This is a genomic window from Pseudoalteromonas luteoviolacea H33-S, assembly GCF_001625695.1.
Taxonomy (GTDB): Bacteria; Pseudomonadota; Gammaproteobacteria; order Enterobacterales; family Alteromonadaceae; genus Pseudoalteromonas; species Pseudoalteromonas luteoviolacea_B.
Genome location: NZ_AUXY01000052.1, coordinates 1 through 17275, shown reverse-complemented (window position 1 = coordinate 17275; position 17275 = coordinate 1). Strand labels below are relative to the sequence as shown.

At 43.6% G+C, this 17275-nt stretch carries 16 protein-coding genes; 5 read left to right on the top strand and 11 right to left on the bottom strand.

Annotated features, from left to right (window positions below; translation table 11 throughout):
• Both N477_RS04580 and N477_RS04575 read left to right on the top strand, forming a co-directional pair.
• Complete coding sequence (locus tag N477_RS04580) at positions 1-1371, top strand: ATP-binding protein (RefSeq protein WP_063363170.1); 1371 nt, start codon at positions 1-3, stop codon at positions 1369-1371.
• Complete coding sequence (locus N477_RS04575) at positions 1371-2324, top strand: alpha/beta fold hydrolase (RefSeq protein ID WP_063363169.1); 954 nt, start codon at positions 1371-1373, stop codon at positions 2322-2324. The genes N477_RS04580 and N477_RS04575 overlap by 1 nt, the downstream gene beginning before the upstream one ends.
• On the opposite strand, the gene N477_RS04570 is transcribed toward N477_RS04575, so the two are convergent.
• Entirely contained in the window at positions 2279-3136 is an 858-nt protein-coding gene (locus N477_RS04570) for a cation diffusion facilitator family transporter (protein ID WP_419555232.1), read from the bottom strand. The genes N477_RS04575 and N477_RS04570 overlap by 46 nt on opposite strands.
• A gap of 309 nt (positions 3137-3445) precedes the next feature.
• Between N477_RS04570 and trmL the strand changes: the two genes are divergently transcribed.
• The gene (trmL, locus tag N477_RS04565) at positions 3446-3910 is read left to right on the top strand and encodes a tRNA (uridine(34)/cytosine(34)/5-carboxymethylaminomethyluridine(34)-2'-O)-methyltransferase TrmL (RefSeq protein WP_023398897.1); all 465 of its coding nucleotides are present in this window, start codon (positions 3446-3448) and stop codon (positions 3908-3910) included.
• Positions 3911-4008: 98 nt separating this feature from the next.
• On the opposite strand, the gene recA is transcribed toward trmL, so the two are convergent.
• Both recA and N477_RS04555 read right to left on the bottom strand, forming a co-directional pair.
• Entirely contained in the window at positions 4009-5058 is a 1050-nt protein-coding gene (gene recA, locus N477_RS04560) for a recombinase RecA (RefSeq protein ID WP_063363168.1), read from the bottom strand.
• Between the two features lie 64 nt (positions 5059-5122).
• Positions 5123-5614, bottom strand: a complete 492-nt coding sequence (locus N477_RS04555; protein ID WP_063363167.1) for a CinA family protein — start codon at positions 5612-5614, stop codon at positions 5123-5125.
• Between the two features lie 22 nt (positions 5615-5636).
• Here N477_RS04555 and mutS point away from each other — a divergent pair, with 22 nt between their 5' ends.
• Entirely contained in the window at positions 5637-8219 is a 2583-nt protein-coding gene (gene mutS, locus N477_RS04550) for a DNA mismatch repair protein MutS (protein ID WP_063363166.1), read from the top strand.
• A 48-nt stretch (positions 8220-8267) separates the two neighbouring features.
• On the opposite strand, the gene N477_RS04545 is transcribed toward mutS, so the two are convergent.
• The gene (locus N477_RS04545) at positions 8268-9533 is read right to left on the bottom strand and encodes an outer membrane protein transport protein (protein WP_063363165.1); all 1266 of its coding nucleotides are present in this window, start codon (positions 9531-9533) and stop codon (positions 8268-8270) included.
• A gap of 255 nt (positions 9534-9788) precedes the next feature.
• Between N477_RS04545 and N477_RS04540 the strand changes: the two genes are divergently transcribed.
• Positions 9789-10112 carry a hypothetical protein gene (locus N477_RS04540; RefSeq protein WP_063363164.1) on the top strand — a complete coding sequence of 108 codons (324 nt, stop codon included), beginning with the start codon at positions 9789-9791 and terminating at the stop codon, positions 10110-10112.
• Here N477_RS04540 and N477_RS04535 read toward each other — a convergent pair.
• The 7 genes from N477_RS04535 to ftsY form a co-directional block, all read right to left on the bottom strand.
• Entirely contained in the window at positions 10072-11349 is a 1278-nt protein-coding gene (locus N477_RS04535) for an HD-GYP domain-containing protein (protein ID WP_063363163.1), read from the bottom strand. The two genes, N477_RS04540 and N477_RS04535, sit on opposite strands and share 41 nt — an antisense overlap.
• 152 nt (positions 11350-11501) lie before the next feature.
• Entirely contained in the window at positions 11502-11837 is a 336-nt protein-coding gene (gene rraB, locus N477_RS04530; protein ID WP_063363162.1) for a ribonuclease E inhibitor RraB, read from the bottom strand.
• On the bottom strand, positions 11837-12547 hold the full coding sequence (locus tag N477_RS04525; RefSeq protein ID WP_063363161.1) for a 1-acylglycerol-3-phosphate O-acyltransferase: 711 nt from the start codon (positions 12545-12547) through the stop codon (positions 11837-11839). The genes rraB and N477_RS04525 overlap by 1 nt, the downstream gene beginning before the upstream one ends.
• A gap of 134 nt (positions 12548-12681) precedes the next feature.
• On the bottom strand, positions 12682-13545 hold the full coding sequence (gene rpoH / locus N477_RS04520; protein ID WP_039608340.1) for an RNA polymerase sigma factor RpoH: 864 nt from the start codon (positions 13543-13545) through the stop codon (positions 12682-12684).
• 231 nt (positions 13546-13776) lie between these two features.
• Positions 13777-14763 carry a permease-like cell division protein FtsX gene (ftsX, locus tag N477_RS04515; protein WP_063363160.1) on the bottom strand — a complete coding sequence of 329 codons (987 nt, stop codon included), beginning with the start codon at positions 14761-14763 and terminating at the stop codon, positions 13777-13779.
• Complete coding sequence (gene ftsE / locus N477_RS04510; protein ID WP_063363159.1) at positions 14760-15464, bottom strand: cell division ATP-binding protein FtsE; 705 nt, start codon at positions 15462-15464, stop codon at positions 14760-14762. Before ftsE ends, ftsX begins: the two co-directional genes overlap by 4 nt.
• Before the next feature lie 75 nt (positions 15465-15539).
• On the bottom strand, positions 15540-17275 hold a 1736-nt coding region (gene ftsY / locus N477_RS25570; RefSeq protein ID WP_081228538.1), incomplete at its 5' end, for a signal recognition particle-docking protein FtsY.

Genomic DNA, 17275 nt, shown 5'->3' with positions numbered 1-17275 from the left:
ATGAGAAAATTTTTAGCAGTAAAAGTCTTTTTTTGGTTTTGGCTAACCATACTTTGCACCTTATCTTTACTGATAAGCATTAGCTTTTTACAACCTGATATGTTGGCCAGTAAAGACATTTCACCGCCAATGTTGAAAAATTTATTTCATTTACAACGTTCATTGGAGCGTCATGTTGAACGCATGCCAGAGAAATCGATTGCACAGGTCATCTCAAATCGACGACATAACAAACGTGCAAAAGTGTATCTCAAGCATGTAGAATCCGAGAAAAGTTTAGTCAGTGCAGAAGAGCTCTATGCCTACGACTTAGCCCTACTCAACTTCGCCATTGACGGTGAACCCAAAGCCATTAATACCGAGAAATTCCGAGCCTATGGCCCTTTGAAAACGCTTATTCGCGGTGATGAATTCCAATTATTTATGATTATCGATAACCGTGAAGACGACTTATTTCTCAAGGTCAGACTCATGCCACAATGGCTCAAACTCTCAATTATATTATTTGCCAGCATGTTGCTGAGCTACTGGTTTGCTCGCGGGCTTCTTAAACCGATTAAGCAGCTACAAACAGCCGCAGCCAAACTTGCCAATGGTGCCCTTAGTACACGTGCAAATGTCGATAATAAACGTCAAGACGAATTAGGCCAGCTGGGCAAGGACTTTGATTCGATGGCGTCTCAACTTGAGTCTCAAGTGCTAAGTCAAAAACGTCTGCTTGCTGATATTTCTCATGAATTGCGCTCTCCACTAACACGGCTACAAATGGCAACGGGCATTGCTGCCAGTAAAGCCAGTGGCGACTTGGATAGCTATTTGCAAAGGATCGAAAAAGAGTCCCAACTGCTCGAGCATATGCTCAGCGATATTTTACAGCTCTCTAAGCTGGAATCTGGGATCAATCACTTCGAACCATACCCCATATCAGTAATCGACTTACTTACGCCAGTTATTAATGACGCGGATTTTGAAAGCCAACAGCTAGAGAAGACAATCAGTACTAATGAATTACCAGATGCGATTATTGAAGGGGATGAGATCCTGCTCAGCAGAGCAATTGAAAACATAATCCGCAATGCACTCAAATACGCTAAAAATCAAGTCACGCTCACAAGCCACATAGCAGAACAAGGTCTGGTACTCACTGTCTCCGATGATGGTCCAGGTGTCAGTGATGAGATGCTCGATAAGCTTTGCATTCCATTTTATCGCGCATCTCAATCAAGAACCCCAGATAACAACAAAGCTGGCGGCTTTGGTCTGGGTTTGGCAATTGCGCAACATGCGATAAAAGTGCATCATGGCCACATAGAATTTAATAATCGGCAAGGTCTTTGTGTGACCCTGACGATCCCATTGCAGCAGCTTTAATGTTTTATAGTCAAAGTTCTTCGCTTTCAGATAATCAATGTGCCATCGAACAGCACTGGCAAGTTGGTATTAAAGGGTATATCCACACTCAAGTTGGTAAAGTTTTTTATTTTCGTCACATTCCTGCACAAGCAAAGTACACGCTTGTATTGGTAAACGGTCGAATAGAAAGCGCTTATAAATATAGGGAACTACTTTGGGAATTGGCCCGGAATAATATTGGTGTTGTCACCTTTGATCATCCCGGACAAGGCTATTCTGAACGCCTATTAGCCAATAGACAAGTTGGCCATATTCAAAATTTTAAACAATACAGCGACGTACTTAGCCTCATTATCGCAGAGCAAGTTACGCCCCACACTGATAGTTGGCTTTTTTTAGCCCACTCAATGGGCGGCGCTATCGTGCGTCATTATCTCGAAAACACACCTAGTACAGGCGCAAAAGGGGCATTTTTCAGCGCACCGATGTTTGAGATAAATACAGCCCCCTACCCTGTTTGGTTTGCTAAGTTGGTGGCAAAAACCGCTTGCATACTTGGTAAAGCAAAAGACTTTGCCATAGGCCAGCAATCTTATCAGCCAAAATCATTTGAAGATAATGAACTCACCGGGTGTGATGAACGATATCAAGCATTCAGAGCACTCTATGAACAACATAATGAATTACAACTTGGCGGCGTGAGTTTTGGCTGGTTAAATGCGGCCCTTTCTGAAACCAGTAAAAAAAGGCAGCCTATTTCACTGCCAATAGGTATCGCTAGCGCTGAGCATGACAGTATCGTCAATAGCCAAGCGCACTTTGCATATGCATCGCAGCAAACGCTTTGTAAGATAGAAAGCTATCCTGGCAAACATGAACTGCTCTGTGAAGAAGACACAATTAGGCGTGCTGTACTGACGCAATGCTATGAATTTGCAGACTCAGTAACACTCAAAGAAACAGGATCTTGATGCACAAGGACATCGACCTCTCCTTCGTTATTTGCTTGGATCCGTGCCACCACTTCATCCGCAATTTGATGTGCCTCCATCAGGGGCATATCGTCATCAAGCTCTAGGTGAAGTTGCACAAACTTAACTTTTCCCCCTTGGCGTGTTCTTAAGTTGTGCACGCCATACACGGCTGCGTGAGAGGTCGCAATCGCCACTATTTCAGCTTTTTCTTCCTCTGGAAGCTCCTTATCCATTAAGTGATCAGCACTTTCTCGGGCAATACCCCAGCAATTGTACAGTAAATATAAAGCAACCCCGATGGCAAACACCGGATCAGCCCAACCAATACTATAATGGCTCAACATCATCGCGATAAGTACAGCAATATTAAGCAAGATATCGCCTTTGTAATGCATCGAGTCTGCTTTTATTGCTAAAGATTGGGTACGCTTTACAACTTGGTGTTGCACTGCCACTACGAGCAAGGTGCAAATAATGGCAAATATGCTTACCCAGACGCCCAGTAAACTCTGATTGATTTCAACGGGGTTAAACAAACGCTCAATACCATGAAAAGCGAGTAAACAGGCTGAACCAGAGATAAATGCAGCTTGACCAAGACCTGCGAGCGCTTCCGCTTTTCCATGACCAAACCTATGATCATCATCTGCGGGGCGAAGTGCATAACTCAAGACAAAAAAGCTCATCAGTGACGCGGTCACATCCAACATGGAGTCAGTTAATGAGCCCAACATTGCGGCACTGCCCGATGAGAGCCATGCCCAAGCCTTTGCGGCGATCATCACACCAGCCATTATGATGGTGAAAATACTTGAAAAACGTACTAATGCGTCATAATCTCGCGCCACACTTCCCCCTTAATAACGCAGGTGACCACCTTCTCATCATACGACAGTTCAGCCAATTGGTAGAAACTTTATGTCAAAAAAACAGGTAGCTACCCTATTTCTGTATCAGCAATTTACCTACCTCACTGACATAATCAATATTTAAATAGACTGTTCTACAAGACAAGAATTAATTAAAAAACTTATCACGGCCCGAGAACCTATTCATATTGTCTAGTTGCACAACGTCCAATAAGCTATACTGCGCTCAAATTGAGTTAGAGGTTAATCATGTTAGACATCGTTTTATATCAACCTGAGATCCCACCAAATACAGGCAACATTATTCGTTTATGTGCCAACACAGGCTATTCATTGCACTTGATTGAGCCACTGGGATTTGACTGGGATGACAAACGTGTAAGGCGTGCAGGACTGGATTACCATGAATTCAGTGAAGTTAAGCGTTACCCGTCTTACGAAGCGTATTTAGAACAGCGCAAGCCTAAACGTGTATTTGCATGCACAACCAAAGGCAAAGCTTATCACCATGCACCAAAATACCAAGCAGGTGATACATTGTTGTTTGGACCAGAAACCCGTGGTCTGCCCGAAGAAATTATTTTTTCTCTACCTGAAGAGCAAAGGCTCAGAATTCCAATGAAACCAGATAGCCGCAGCATGAACTTATCTAACGCGGTATCAGTATTCGTTTATGAGTCTTGGCGTCAATTTGATTTTGATGGCGCGGTATAAAAAGCCTAAATAAAATTTGAGCTGACTATAAGTTACAAAATCAAAAAAGCCGCTATTAAGCGGCTTTTTACTCTAGATTATTCGCTAGATATGAAGAGCTATAGCTTGTCTTCTACCTCTGCAAGGCCTTTATCTTCGCCTTCCTCATCTTTAATAGTTGCTTGAAGTAATAACATTTCACGTAACTTGCCTTCAATCTCATTAGCAATTGCCACGTTTTCTTTCAAGAACTTGATTGAGTTAGCTTTACCTTGGCCAATCTTATTGCCATTGTAGCTGAACCAAGCACCCGCTTTGTCTACTAGCTTGTGCTTAACACCTAAGTCGATTAGTTCACCCTGCTTAGACGAACCTTCACCATACATGATGATGAATTCCGCTTGCTTAAATGGAGGCGCAACCTTGTTTTTAACAACTTTAACGCGTGTTTCGTTACCAACAACCTCGTCACCCTCTTTCACAGAGCCGATACGACGGATATCTAAACGGACTGACGAATAGAACTTAAGTGCGTTACCACCCGTGGTTGTTTCAGGATTACCAAACATCACACCAATCTTCATACGAATTTGGTTGATGAAGATACACAACGTGTTTGAACGCTTGATGTTACCAGTTAATTTACGTAGTGCTTGCGACATCAAACGCGCCTGAAGACCAACGTGAGAGTCACCCATGTCACCTTCGATTTCTGCTTTAGGTGTCAAAGCAGCTACCGAGTCAACAACAACAACGTCTACAGCACCCGAACGTACAAGCATGTCACAGATCTCTAACGCCTGCTCACCAGTGTCAGGTTGAGAAACCAGTAAGTCATCAACATTAACACCTAGCTTTTCAGCATATACAGGGTCAAGTGCGTGCTCTGCATCTACGAATGCACAGGTTTTACCCATTTTTTGTGCTTGCGCAATCGTTTGTAACGTCAATGTTGTTTTACCTGATGATTCAGGTCCATAAATTTCAACAATACGACCAGTTGGCAGACCACCGATACCCAAAGCAATATCCAGTCCCAATGAACCAGTTGATACTGACTCTATGTCTAAAGCTTGGCTATCACCCAGCTTCATGATTGATCCTTTACCAAATTGACGCTCAATTTGCGACAATGCAGCATCTAATGCTTTTTGTTTGTTATCGTTCATCTGTTTCTCCAATCTAGCGTAATGCGAACAAGTATACTGTATAGAATTACAGTATCAAGAGCTTTTACTGTTTTATTAAAGAAATTATTTTTTCCAAAATAAATTCAATAGCTTGCAATCTAACTTCTGCTCTCCCTCCGGGAAACACTTGCATAAACGTCTGTGTATTCCCCTGTATATCTATTGCAAACCATACAGTACCCACAGGTTTTTCTTTACTGCCGCCACTTGGCCCTGCAATGCCAGATACCGATATCGCAATATCTGCTTTACCCGCAGTTCTTGCTCCTGCGGCCATCTCAATGACTGTCTGCTCACTGACTGCGCCATATTGAGCAAGCGTTTGCTCTGATACGCCCAGTAATTCATGCTTCGCCTCATTGCTATATGTGACAAAGCAACGATCGATATAGGCAGAGCTTCCCGGCGTATCTGTGAGCGCATAACTAATTCCACCACCAGTACAAGACTCAGCGGTAGTGATCACGAAGCTTTTATTCGTTAGAATAGCGCCCAATTGTGCCGCTAGTGCGGCGATTTTAGTGTGTATTTCCATACAAAAAACCTTAGGTAGAAGCATGTCATTAGATCTTTATTCTGAACATACTATAAAGCAACAAACACCTATGATGCAGCAGTATCTTAGGATCAAAGCCCAACATCAAGAGATCCTGCTATTCTACCGTATGGGTGATTTTTACGAATTATTTTTCGATGATGCCATTCGTGCTGCACAACTACTCGATATTTCGCAAACACATCGCGGCAAAGCAGGTGGTAACCCCATTCCAATGGCGGGTGTACCCTATCATGCCGTAGAGAACTACTTGGCAAGGTTGGTGCAAATGGGTGAGTCAGTTGCGATCTGCGAGCAAGTTGGCGACCCAGCAACCAGTAAAGGCCCTGTTGAGCGTAAGGTTGTGCGTATTGTCACACCGGGTACCGTCACTGATGAAGCCCTACTACAAGAGCGTCAAGACAACTTGCTTGCTGCAGTGTGGCAAGATAAAAACAAATATGGCGTTGCCTATTTAGATATCAACTCTGGGCGCTTTAATGTTGTAGAGCTGGCTACTGACGAAGCGCTGATGTCAACGTTACAACGCTTGCAGCCGGCTGAATTACTTTACCCCGAGTCATTTCAAAATTTAATTGTACTTGAGCAAGTCAAAGGCTGTCGCCGTCGTCCAGATTGGGAGTTTGACTTAGACACCGCCAAACACCTACTTTGCCAACAATTTGGCACCAAAGACTTGATCGGGTTTGGTGTCGAAGCGGCCTCTGCGGGATTAATTGCAGCAGGCTGTGTCATGCAATATGTCAAAGATACCCAACGCACTGCACTGCCGCATATCAGAGCCATTACCTTAGAAAAAAATGAACACGCTGTGATTTTAGATGCAGCAACGCGCAAAAACCTTGAACTCACAGTCAATTTATCAGGCTCTATCGATAACACTCTGGCACAGGTACTCGATAAAACAGCGACGCCTATGGGGTCACGCTTACTTAAGCGCCGGATCCATACACCAGTCCGTGACCGAGTTGAACTGAATGCCCGTCTAAACGCCATCTCAAGTATACTCGATATGCATTTAGGTATTGAACTGTATGATGCCCTGCGTCAAATTGGTGATATTGAGCGTGTCGTCGCTAGGCTTGCGCTGTGCAACGCAAGACCACGTGATTTAACGCGCCTTCGCAGTGCATTGCAAGCGCTACCACCACTGCACCAATTGTTAAACGAGAGTGATGATGCGCGCATCCAACAGATCAAAGCGCAATCTCCAGAGCTACCTCATTTACAAGATTTACTCGAGCGCGCAATCATTGATAACCCACCAGTATTGATAAGAGACGGTGGCGTAATTGCCACAGGCTACAATGCGGAATTAGATGAATGGCGTGCACTCAGTGAAGGGGCAACCGACGTCTTAGAACAGCTTGAGGAACGTGAGCGCGAGCGTACTGGTATCAGTACCTTAAAAATCGGTTACAACAAGGTACATGGTTTTTATATTGAGATCAGTAAAGGCAACGCGCACCTTGCACCACCTGAGTATATTAGACGCCAAACCCTAAAAAATAATGAACGCTACATTATACCTGAGCTAAAAGAGCACGAGGACAAAGTCCTAGGCAGTCAATCTAAGGCACTGGCACTTGAGAAACAGCTATATGAGCAATTATTTGAATTAATTGCTCCTTATCTAGAGCAACTACAAACAATGGCTGCGGCATTGGCAGACTTAGATGTATTGAATACATTAGCTGAGCGCGCACAGACACTGGATTACTGTAAACCAGAACTCACCTCAAGCGATGAAATCAATATTCAAGCTGGTCGCCACCCTGTGGTTGAACAAGTCAGCAGTGAGCCCTTTATTGCAAACCCAGTGCACCTGAGTAATGACAGAAAAATGTTGCTGATCACAGGTCCAAATATGGGTGGTAAATCAACCTATATGCGCCAAACCGCACTGATTGTATTAATGGCACATATTGGTAGCTTTGTACCTGCAAGCCATGCGCACATTGGCCAAATTGATAGGATCTTTACTCGTATTGGTGCCAGTGACGATCTTGCCTCAGGGCGTTCAACCTTCATGGTTGAAATGACTGAAACCGCTACCATACTCAACAACGCAACCGAGCAGTCTTTGGTATTAATGGATGAGATTGGGCGAGGCACCAGTACATACGATGGCCTATCACTGGCATATGCCACAGCTGACTACCTTGCAAATAAAATCTCTGCCAAGACATTATTTGCAACGCATTACTTTGAGCTTACTGAGCTAGCTGAGCAGCAATCAGGTCTTGTTAATGTGCATCTCGATGCGGTTGAGCATAATGACACGATAGCATTCAAACATACCGTACTCGAAGGCGCGGCAAGTAAAAGCTTTGGTTTACAAGTAGCAGGCCTTGCTGGTGTGCCAAAAGCCGTTATCAAGTTAGCCAAACAAAAACTCACACTGCTTGAGCAACACCAAAGTGTCGTGGATGGTGTTCAGCCAACAACAGTGCCTCAACAACAGAGTTTAGTACTCAATACTGAACCTTCTGAAGTAGAGCAGCTGTTAGAGTCTATTGACCCAGATGAGCTGACACCAAAGCAAGCGCATGCTTTGCTATATCAGCTAAAAGACAAGCTATAAAAAAAGGGCTGCATCACTGCAGCCCTATTTCTTACATTGGGTAGAACGTTAAAGTGTATGGTTATATTGCAAACCAAATACTGACGCATGGCCTTTTGACTTAAAGCCCCACTCGCTACCAAAATTATCTTTTTCAATAAAGCGCTGCGTTTTACCTCGAATGATACTCACACCAACATCTAAGCTTGAATTCGCCGTTAACTGATATTCTGCACCAAATGAGTACCAAATTCGGTCTGTATCAGGGATAGAGATAGACATATGATTTTCATCCGCTGGTGACTCATCATACGCAAAGCCTGCACGTAACTTAAGCGCTTCGCTCCACTGGTGATCAGCGCCAATTGAGTAACGTAACGAGTTACTGAAGTTTTCGTCCTTCGTGAACACAGTGCCAACATTTTCAACACTGGCCGCTAGCGTTTGGAAGCTATTCCAGCCAGTCCATAGAATACTGTAATGTAGCGCAGTTTGTTTGTTTAACTTGTGAGAGCCAGATACTTCAGCAATTGCAGGTAATGTGATTGCAACGCTACCAGGTAAAGCCTGTCCACCAGTACCATTGAAAGGCGCAACTGCTGGTAGCTGGTTACTGAAAGTGCCTTTAAATGTAATGTCTGTTTCACTGCGGTAGTGAAAACCAAAGCGATTGTCTTCGTCAATATTAAACACAGCGCCAACGTTCCAGCCAAAGCCAGTATCGTCACCTTCCAAATTCACAACCTCGGTTTCATTGGGTACGCCAAATGTATTTACACCTAGGTTTCTAAGGATTTTCGCGTCAGCGTAGACATGGTTTAGTCCCATTGCAATGCTCCACTGCGCATTGACTTGATAAGACGCTGCAATACCAGTATTGATAGTCACAATTTCAGTTTCACCTGCAATTTGGCCAGCAACATAGTCATCTTCAAATTCTGTTGCCAAGCCAAATTGAGAGTACATGCCACCGCCAACAGACCACTTGTCATTGATATTATTCGTGATAAACGCGCTTGGTACAACCGCACTTGGCGCAATGCTGCTGTTATCCAATGCAGATGCTGGCACACCATTATTCGTGCTTGTACCCTGTAAACTCACATCCGGTTTAACATACATCGCGGAAATACTTATTTGCGTATCATCTAATTTATTCATCAATGCAGGGTTGCGAGAAACTACTGATGCGTCGTCTGCGACACTAGCCTCACCCGCGTATGCTCTGCCTAAACCTGATACATTTTGCTCAGCTAACTGAAATGCAGCGGCTAAACTGTGCGTTGATGTGATCATTGCACCGGCACCTATCAGTGCAACCATAATTCTGTTCATTCTTGCCTCTTAATTTCTAACTGCAATAAAATTAATGGCTCGACACACTACAGAAATTTGAATTAAAAATCTTCAACTTTGACACTTTTAACTCACTAATTGCGTAAAATAACAACTTTTAATTACTTTTAGTGACAAGTCAGACCAGAAATTAAACATTTGGCACACAATTATAAATGAGACTAATTCTCAATATCATTGAACCAAGTGAGAGTTTCACATATACTCATTGCCATTCAAGTGAGGAGAATAATCATGATGGTGTTATTGATTATGGCAGCGCTGCTGTTTTCAGGCGTCAGCGTGTACTGCCTTTGTAAAGCAAATTACTGTGCCTGCCAGCGTGCAGGACAATGTGACAATCCAGTCAATCACTATTGGCTAGGTGCAATTATTGCAGCCTTGTTTGCTCTCGCTTGCTGCTGCTTTGCATTGCATAGCGAAAGAGGCACCTTACTTTGGATTGTATTGATGTCGAGCTGTCTTGCAGGCGCACTACTGTCAGCCAAAGTACAAAAACTAAAGCGCTGTAAGCAGGCTAAACAAGCAAGTTCTCTTGCAACAGACGGGATAAATTAATCTGATAATCAATCGGCCTAACATTCGACACAATTTTAATGTCGTTTGTCGCGCTCAGATCCACATCTTTCAGTGTGATTTGATGCATGTGTTTCACATTATAAAAAACACGCACAATTGGAGAGGTCGGTGAGCCCTCGTTACCCGCCATCACGAGTCCCAAGCGATCATTGGTCAGCTTTACTAATGTACCAACGGGATGTATCCCAATACACTTGATAAACTTTTGCACCAATACCGCATCAAACTGGTCTTTATTAGATAATAAAAAGCGCAGCGCATGCACAGGCTCTATGGCTTTCATGCCAGGCTGATCCGATGTTAGCGTTGCATAGGTATCAACAATGGCCATAACACGCGCAGCTTTACTGAGCTTGTCTTCTGTAAGACCTCGAGGAAAGCCACTGCCATCAAGGCGCTCATGATGATTAACAATCATGTCTATCATCAAAGGCGTTATTCCTTTTTCTTCTTTAACCATAGCAACCGAGTATGCAACATGTCTTTGCATGTGACGTGTTTCATTGTCATTCAGTGGCGTTGTTTTTTCTTGAATACTCTGTGGGACCTTGCTCCTACCAATATCGTGCAGCATGGCAGCCATGGCCATTTGCTCTACCACATGAGGTTTCAAGCCAAGGTACTTGGCAAAAATGGTCATCAAAATAGTACAGTTGATCATATGCCGCCAACTAAATCCGCGCTTGTCTTTAAGGCGGGTGAGAATAGCCATGACGTTACTATTTTGCGTTACAGAGGAGACAATCTCTTTGCTAACGTCATTCACTAAATGCATTTGCAGCGCTTCTCCGCCCAAAATATTGCCATAGATCAGCTGCAAACGCTTATTTTGCATTTCAAATTGATTTAACGCTGCTGAAAACAGTTCAGCAGTGGGCAGAGCATTACCACCCGAGCTGGTGAAAAGCGCTTGAGGCTCTGCATCTTCTTCAATATCCGATACAGTATCAGCTTTTATCTCATCCCTTGCCTGTGATGGCTTTAAAGGCGTATTCGCAGCGTCGGCCTTGATATAACGCTCAGGCACAGGCACCTGGCTTTGCTTGATGTCTATATTGAGCTCAAGTACACCGTCAGCCTCTAGCTGAGTAATAATCGCCGAATTACGCACCATCCCTCGTGACTTTAATTTAATATCTGCATCAGATTTTAATTTATGAACACTGTCCACAAACATACCTGGTACAAGTTCACTAATGGGAATTGTTGCGTGCATGGTTCCTAGGAGAAGCTTTTTTAATCAAACGCAATAATATGCATAGTTACGACAAAATTGTCTACTATAAGATCAAAATACAAGAATAAAGGATTAGAAAATAAGGGTAGAGAGAAGTCCATTTCTTTCTGCGGGCTCACAAACTGAGTGAATTAGTCTTGGAAGTAAGTACCCCAACCGTCGTACTCAACGCCAGTTTGCTGTGCAATTGCCACTAGCTTTGTGACATCTTCCATAATGACTTCCGCATTTAGCTCAGCCTCAACAACAATATCAAAGCCCCAAATTTTTCCGCCATCTTCCAGCTCTAACTCTGCAGGCTCTTCTACATCATAACCGAGTTTAAATGCAGCTAGCGCGGCTTCTTCCAGCTTATCAAAGTTCTCACATACAAAATGATGCTCAACTTCATAAAGCTTTTCTGGATTAGAGCCATCTTCAAGAAGCGACTCAACAATGTCTTCACTGATCTCTTGCCAATTTTCCATCAGCTTTTCTCACCTTTATCTAATTGTGCGATTTTGTCGGCCATCTTAGCATGAATGCGCACCGCATGCTCTCTTGCCGAGCAATCATCTGATAACTTAATCGGTGCCAACATCGAAATATAAACTTTGCCGTTATTCCAGCGATTTAGTTTAATTTTATCTTTCGTTGAACTCATGCAGACTGGGATAATTGGCACTTGGGCATTTTTAGCTGCGTGGAAAGCACCTGTTTTAAATGGCAAAAGGCCACGTCCATAGCTGCGCGTCCCTTCAGGAAACATCCACAGTGATAAGCCTTTTTGCTTGATCTTCTCCACGGCTTTATCCAAAGTACCCACCGCTTTAGAGCGATTTGCTCTGTCAATTAAGATATTACCTGATAGCCAATAAAGCTGGCCAAAAAATGGGATCCATTTAAGACTTTTTTTACCCATACTCACCGTGTTTTGTGGTACTACAGCTGGCAAGGTAAATAAGTCATAGTTATTCTGGTGGTTAGCAACGTACAGTGCAGGGCCAACGTCAGCCACTTCTGGTGCTCTTTCTATCACTAACTCAACGCCGATTACCTTGGCCATTGAGCCAAACCAAGAGGCGATAACGTGCACATTGTTGCGATGGAATGGTCTTACAATACACAGTGCCAATCCAAAGATACAACTAAAGATAATAAATATGGCCATGGCCAAAATTCGTAATAAAGCTAACAAACTCAGCGCTCCTAAAACTTGATCGATGCATTATAATCAAATAAGCGTACACTTGTAAGCTCAATTTTTTATGACACAAAAAAATACCGCCCCATAATTGGAGCGGTATTTAAAAAACTTGAATGCGTTAACGCTTAGCTCATCGCTGCTTGCAGCTTCTTCATGGCTGACTTCTCAAGTTGGCGCACTCGCTCTGCGGATACGCTGTATTTATCAGCTAAATCTTGCAGTGTAGCCTTGTCTTCAGCTAACCATCTCGCTGCAACAATATCTTGAGAACGCTCATCTAGTGTCTTCATTGCCGCCAACAAACGATTCTGTGCCTGCTGCTGATACTGCTCTTCTTCAATTACTTCAGCAATGTCACTGTTTGAATCAGCGAGATACTGAACTGGTGAAAAGTTGCTGCTTTGCGTCCCTTCATCTTCATCAGACCCTAAATCGAAGCCCATATCTTGGCCGCTCATACGCGACTCCATCTCACGGACTTCTTTTTCACTGACACCTAGCTCAGAAGCTACAGTGCTCACCTCTTCTTGATTAAACCAACCAAGACGCTTTTTATTCTTACGCAGGTTAAAAAACAGTTTGCGTTGTGCTTTTGTTGTCGCAACTTTGACGATGCGCCAGTTTTTAAGTACGTATTCATGAATTTCAGCTTTAATCCAATGCACTGCGAATGACACCAGTCTCACACCGACAGTTGGGTTAAAACGCTTCACAGCCTTCATTAGGCCAATATTGCCTTCTTGGATAAGATCCGCCTGCGGTAAACCGTATCCTGAGTAACTTTTAGCAATATGTGCTACAAATCTGAGGTGAGACATAATGAGCTGTTTTGCGGCATCTAGGTCGCCATTTTCATGAAGACGTGTAGCAAGCTTGTGTTCCTTTTCAGCGTCAAGCATAGGAATCGTGCTCACAGCCTGCAAATACCCTTCGATACTCGCACTTTGCTGTCCAACTGTTAACGCCATTGCATATGTGTCTTTACTCATTTTTCACCTCAGTGATAAATTCTTTTGTGTATTTTAGCACTCTAACCCTTAGAGTGCTAACTGCAATCTACTACTTTTTAAGACTAAAAATCAAGCTTTTTATTATTAACAATAAATGAACAACCAAGATATTGATTTTAAAGAATTTTTCAAACTGTAAAATGTAACAGAGTTTGTCATTAAAAGAATTGAGTAGCAGACTGCAAGTAATACAGTCTGCTAAAAATGGATTTAAACCTTTTCAGGTTCAATTTCACGAATGTACTTTTGCACCGACAGGTAAGAGCCAACAAAGCCAAGGGCAATGGCCAATAAGAGTAAGGAGAATAGTTCTGATACGTTTAGCCCCTCTAATACAAAACTACTCTGATAAACGCCCACCACCAGTGACACAGCAGATTCTAGCCACCACAACATCAAAACAACACAGATAAAGGCCACGAACCCACCAACAATGCCATACCAAATCCCAGTCCATAAGAACGGAGTATGAATAAATGTATTCGTCGCGCCAACGAGTTTCAAAACTTGGATTTCTTCTTTTTTATCCATAATGGACAAACGAATGGTATTGCCAATAATCAATACCACTGCGCTCAGAAGCAGCAAACCAACAGTAAAAACACTCTCTTTCAAAAGCCCTAGTAGAGCATTTAGCCGCTCTAACCACTCAATATCAAGCTTACCAAACTCCACTTCACGCTCACTCTCTAACTTCTCAAGCAAGACTTGTGCGCTTTCAGCACCGCGATGGCGTTTAGTGGGTGTTACCAAGACCACACTTGGAAGCGGGTTTTCTTCTAAGTAATCTAGCGCTTGGCCAAACCCCGAAATTTGCTTGAACTCTTCTAACGCTTGAGATTGAGAAATAAAGCTCACTGAGTCAACTTCAGGGTAGAGTGCCAAGCGTTTTACTAAAGTTTGCGTTTCTTGTTCACTGATCCCTTCTTTAACAAATAAAGAGATCTCCGCCGCTTCTTGAAAGCCACTACTGACTTTTTGGACGTTCTTAACAACCACATATAATGTAGTTGGTAAGGTCAAGCTCAAACCGAGTACCAATATTGTCATGAGGGAGGCCATTGGTGTGCGCCACATTTCACCTAAACTATGAACGCCATGGCGAAAAATCGTCAAAACAAAGAAGTACAGTTTTAAAAAGAGCGACTTGTCCTGACTATTAACCTGATTACCTCGACCTTTAAATAGTAAACTCATAGCGGATCTCCTAGAAAGTCACCTTTTAAAGGGTCTAAAGCCAATGGGTCTTGAAGCATTCGACCATGATCCAAGGTTAAGCTACGATATTTCATACGCGCGATCAGCCCTAAATCATGGGTCGCAATCAAAACCGATGTACCATGACGATTAAAATCCTCAAACAAGGTTAAAATTTCCATTGATAATTCAGGGTCTAAGTTACCAGTTGGTTCATCAGCCAATAGCAAAGGGGGGGAATTAACAATTGCTCTGGCAATACCGACGCGTTGCTGCTCACCACCAGATAATGTGCTCGGCTGACACTTTATTTTATCCAGTAAACCGACTTTATCTAGCGCAGCATGCACGCGCTTTGTGATGTGTTTACGGTGTGTTCCTTCAATAACGAGGGGTAAAGCAACATTGTCAAATACGTTATAACGCTCAAGTAACCGGTGGTTTTGGAAAATAATGCCAATGTCTCGACGAACAAAAGGCACTTGTCGATTCGAGATACTATTTAGGTCAACATCGTTGATAGATACCCTACCTGCTGACGGACGCTCCATTAAACTGATCAGCTTTAACAAGGTGCTTTTACCTGCGCCACTATGACCCGTTAAAAATGCGAGCTCACCTTTGCCAAGCTCAAAGCTCACTTTCTCGAGCGCTCTGTGACCTCCGGGGTAAGTTTTGCTTACTTGTTCGAATTTAATCATATACGACCTACAAAATGCGTATGTGCTGTCCTTATAGAGAAAAAGCGCCTCGATTAATCGGGCGCTTTTTTGCTGTTAACTTTTCTGTTCATCATCTTGGCTAAATAGCGCCTCGATAAAATCATCACTCTTGAACGTTCTCAAGTCATCGATACCTTCACCAACACCGATATAGCGAATTGGAATTTTAAATTGATCAGCAACGGCGAAGATGACACCACCTTTTGCAGTACCATCTAATTTAGTTAACGTGATACCAGTTAAACCAACTGCTTGGTCAAATAGTTTAACCTGACTAATGGCATTTTGACCCGTACCCGCATCAATCGTCAACATCACTTCATGTGGTGCATCTGGGTCAAGCTTTTTCATTACTCGTGCAATTTTTTCAAGCTCTTGCATTAAGTTATCTTTGTTTTGCAAGCGGCCCGCCGTATCAGCGATCAATACGTCTACATTACGTGCTTGCGCAGCCTGAAATGCATCAAATACCACTGACGCACTGTCAGCACCAGTGTGCTGCGCAACAACAGGGATCTCATTTCGCTCGCCCCATACTTGCAACTGCTCAACAGCTGCTGCTCGGAAAGTATCACCCGCCGCAAGCATCACAGATTTACCTTGTGACTGGAACTGTTTCGCCATTTTACCGATTGTGGTCGTTTTACCTACACCATTAACACCAACCATTAGGATCACATATGGCCTTTTGCCTGTATTGATCTCAAGCGGCTGCTCGGCATCTTTTAAAATCTCAGCCATTTCGCTTTTCATCAATTCATACAGTGCGTCACCATCTTTTAGCTGCTTACGGTCAGCGGCATCTGTCAGGTTATCAATCAGCTTCATGGTGGTTTCAACACCTAGATCAGCGGTCAATAACTGAGTCTCAAGCTCTTCAAATAAGTCGTCGTCAATTTTCTTTCCACGGAAAATAGACGCAAAACCTGAGCCGATGTTTTCTTTCGTTTTAAGAAGCCCTTGCTTTAAGCGTGCAAAAAAGCCCTTTTTCTTTGGTTTTTCGGCTTCGGCTTGCTCTTTGGCTAGACGTTCTGCTTCTTCACGCTCTGCCTGTTCTATGGCTAGGCGCTCTGCTTCTTCACGCTCGGCCTGTTCTTTGGCTAGGCGCTCTGCTTCTTCACGTGCTGCTTGCTCTTTAGCTAGGCGCTCTGCTTCTTCACGCTCTGCCTGTTCTTTGGCTAGACGCTCTGCTTCTTCACGCTCTGCCTGTTCTTTGGCTAGACGCTCTGCTTCTTCACGTTCTGCCTGTTCTTTGGCTAGACGCTCAGCTTCTTCACGCTCTGCCTGTTCTTTAGCTAGTCGCTCAGCTTCTTCACGCTCTGCTTGCTCTTTAGCTAGGCGTTCAGCTTCTTCACGCTCTGCCTGTTCTTTCGCTAAACGCTTAACTTCTTCACGCTCGGCCTGTTCATTGGCTAAACGTTCTGCTTCTTCACGTTCTGTCTGTTCTTTTGCTAGACGCTCAGCTTCTTCACGCTCTGCTTGCTCTTTTGCTAGGCGTTCAGCTTCTTCACGCTCTGCTTGCTCTTTTGCTAGTCGCTCAGCTTCTTCACGCTCGGCCTGTTCTTTAGCTAGTCGCTCAGCTTCTTCACGCTCGGCCTGTTCATTGGCTAAACGCTCAGCTTCTTCACGTTCTGTCTGTTCTTTAGCTAGGCGTTCAGCTTCTTCACGCTCGGCCTGTTCTTTAGCTAGTCGCTCAGCTTCTTCACGCTCGTCCTGTTCATTGGCTAAACGCGCTGCTTCTTCACGTTCTACTTGCTCTTTGGATAGGCGTTCTGCTTCTTCACGTTCTG

What these genes read in the sequence shown, in the direction of transcription:
- N477_RS04580 (WP_063363170.1), top strand. Translation starts at nt 1, where the DNA reads ATGAGAAAATTTTTAGCAGTAAAAGTCTTTTTTTGGTTTTGGCTAACC.
- N477_RS04575 (WP_063363169.1), top strand. Translation starts at nt 1,371, where the DNA reads ATGTTTTATAGTCAAAGTTCTTCGCTTTCAGATAATCAATGTGCCATC.
- trmL (WP_023398897.1), top strand. Translation starts at nt 3,446, where the DNA reads ATGTTAGACATCGTTTTATATCAACCTGAGATCCCACCAAATACAGGC.
- recA (WP_063363168.1), bottom strand. Translation starts at nt 5,058, where the DNA reads ATGAACGATAACAAACAAAAAGCATTAGATGCTGCATTGTCGCAAATT.
- N477_RS04555 (WP_063363167.1), bottom strand. Translation starts at nt 5,614, where the DNA reads ATGGAAATACACACTAAAATCGCCGCACTAGCGGCACAATTGGGCGCT.
- mutS (WP_063363166.1), top strand. Translation starts at nt 5,637, where the DNA reads ATGTCATTAGATCTTTATTCTGAACATACTATAAAGCAACAAACACCT.
- N477_RS04545 (WP_063363165.1), bottom strand. Translation starts at nt 9,533, where the DNA reads ATGAACAGAATTATGGTTGCACTGATAGGTGCCGGTGCAATGATCACA.
- N477_RS04540 (WP_063363164.1), top strand. Translation starts at nt 9,789, where the DNA reads ATGATGGTGTTATTGATTATGGCAGCGCTGCTGTTTTCAGGCGTCAGC.
- N477_RS04535 (WP_063363163.1), bottom strand. Translation starts at nt 11,349, where the DNA reads ATGCACGCAACAATTCCCATTAGTGAACTTGTACCAGGTATGTTTGTG.
- rraB (WP_063363162.1), bottom strand. Translation starts at nt 11,837, where the DNA reads ATGGAAAATTGGCAAGAGATCAGTGAAGACATTGTTGAGTCGCTTCTT.
- rpoH (WP_039608340.1), bottom strand. Translation starts at nt 13,545, where the DNA reads ATGAGTAAAGACACATATGCAATGGCGTTAACAGTTGGACAGCAAAGT.
- ftsX (WP_063363160.1), bottom strand. Translation starts at nt 14,763, where the DNA reads ATGAGTTTACTATTTAAAGGTCGAGGTAATCAGGTTAATAGTCAGGAC.
- ftsE (WP_063363159.1), bottom strand. Translation starts at nt 15,464, where the DNA reads ATGATTAAATTCGAACAAGTAAGCAAAACTTACCCCGGAGGTCACAGA.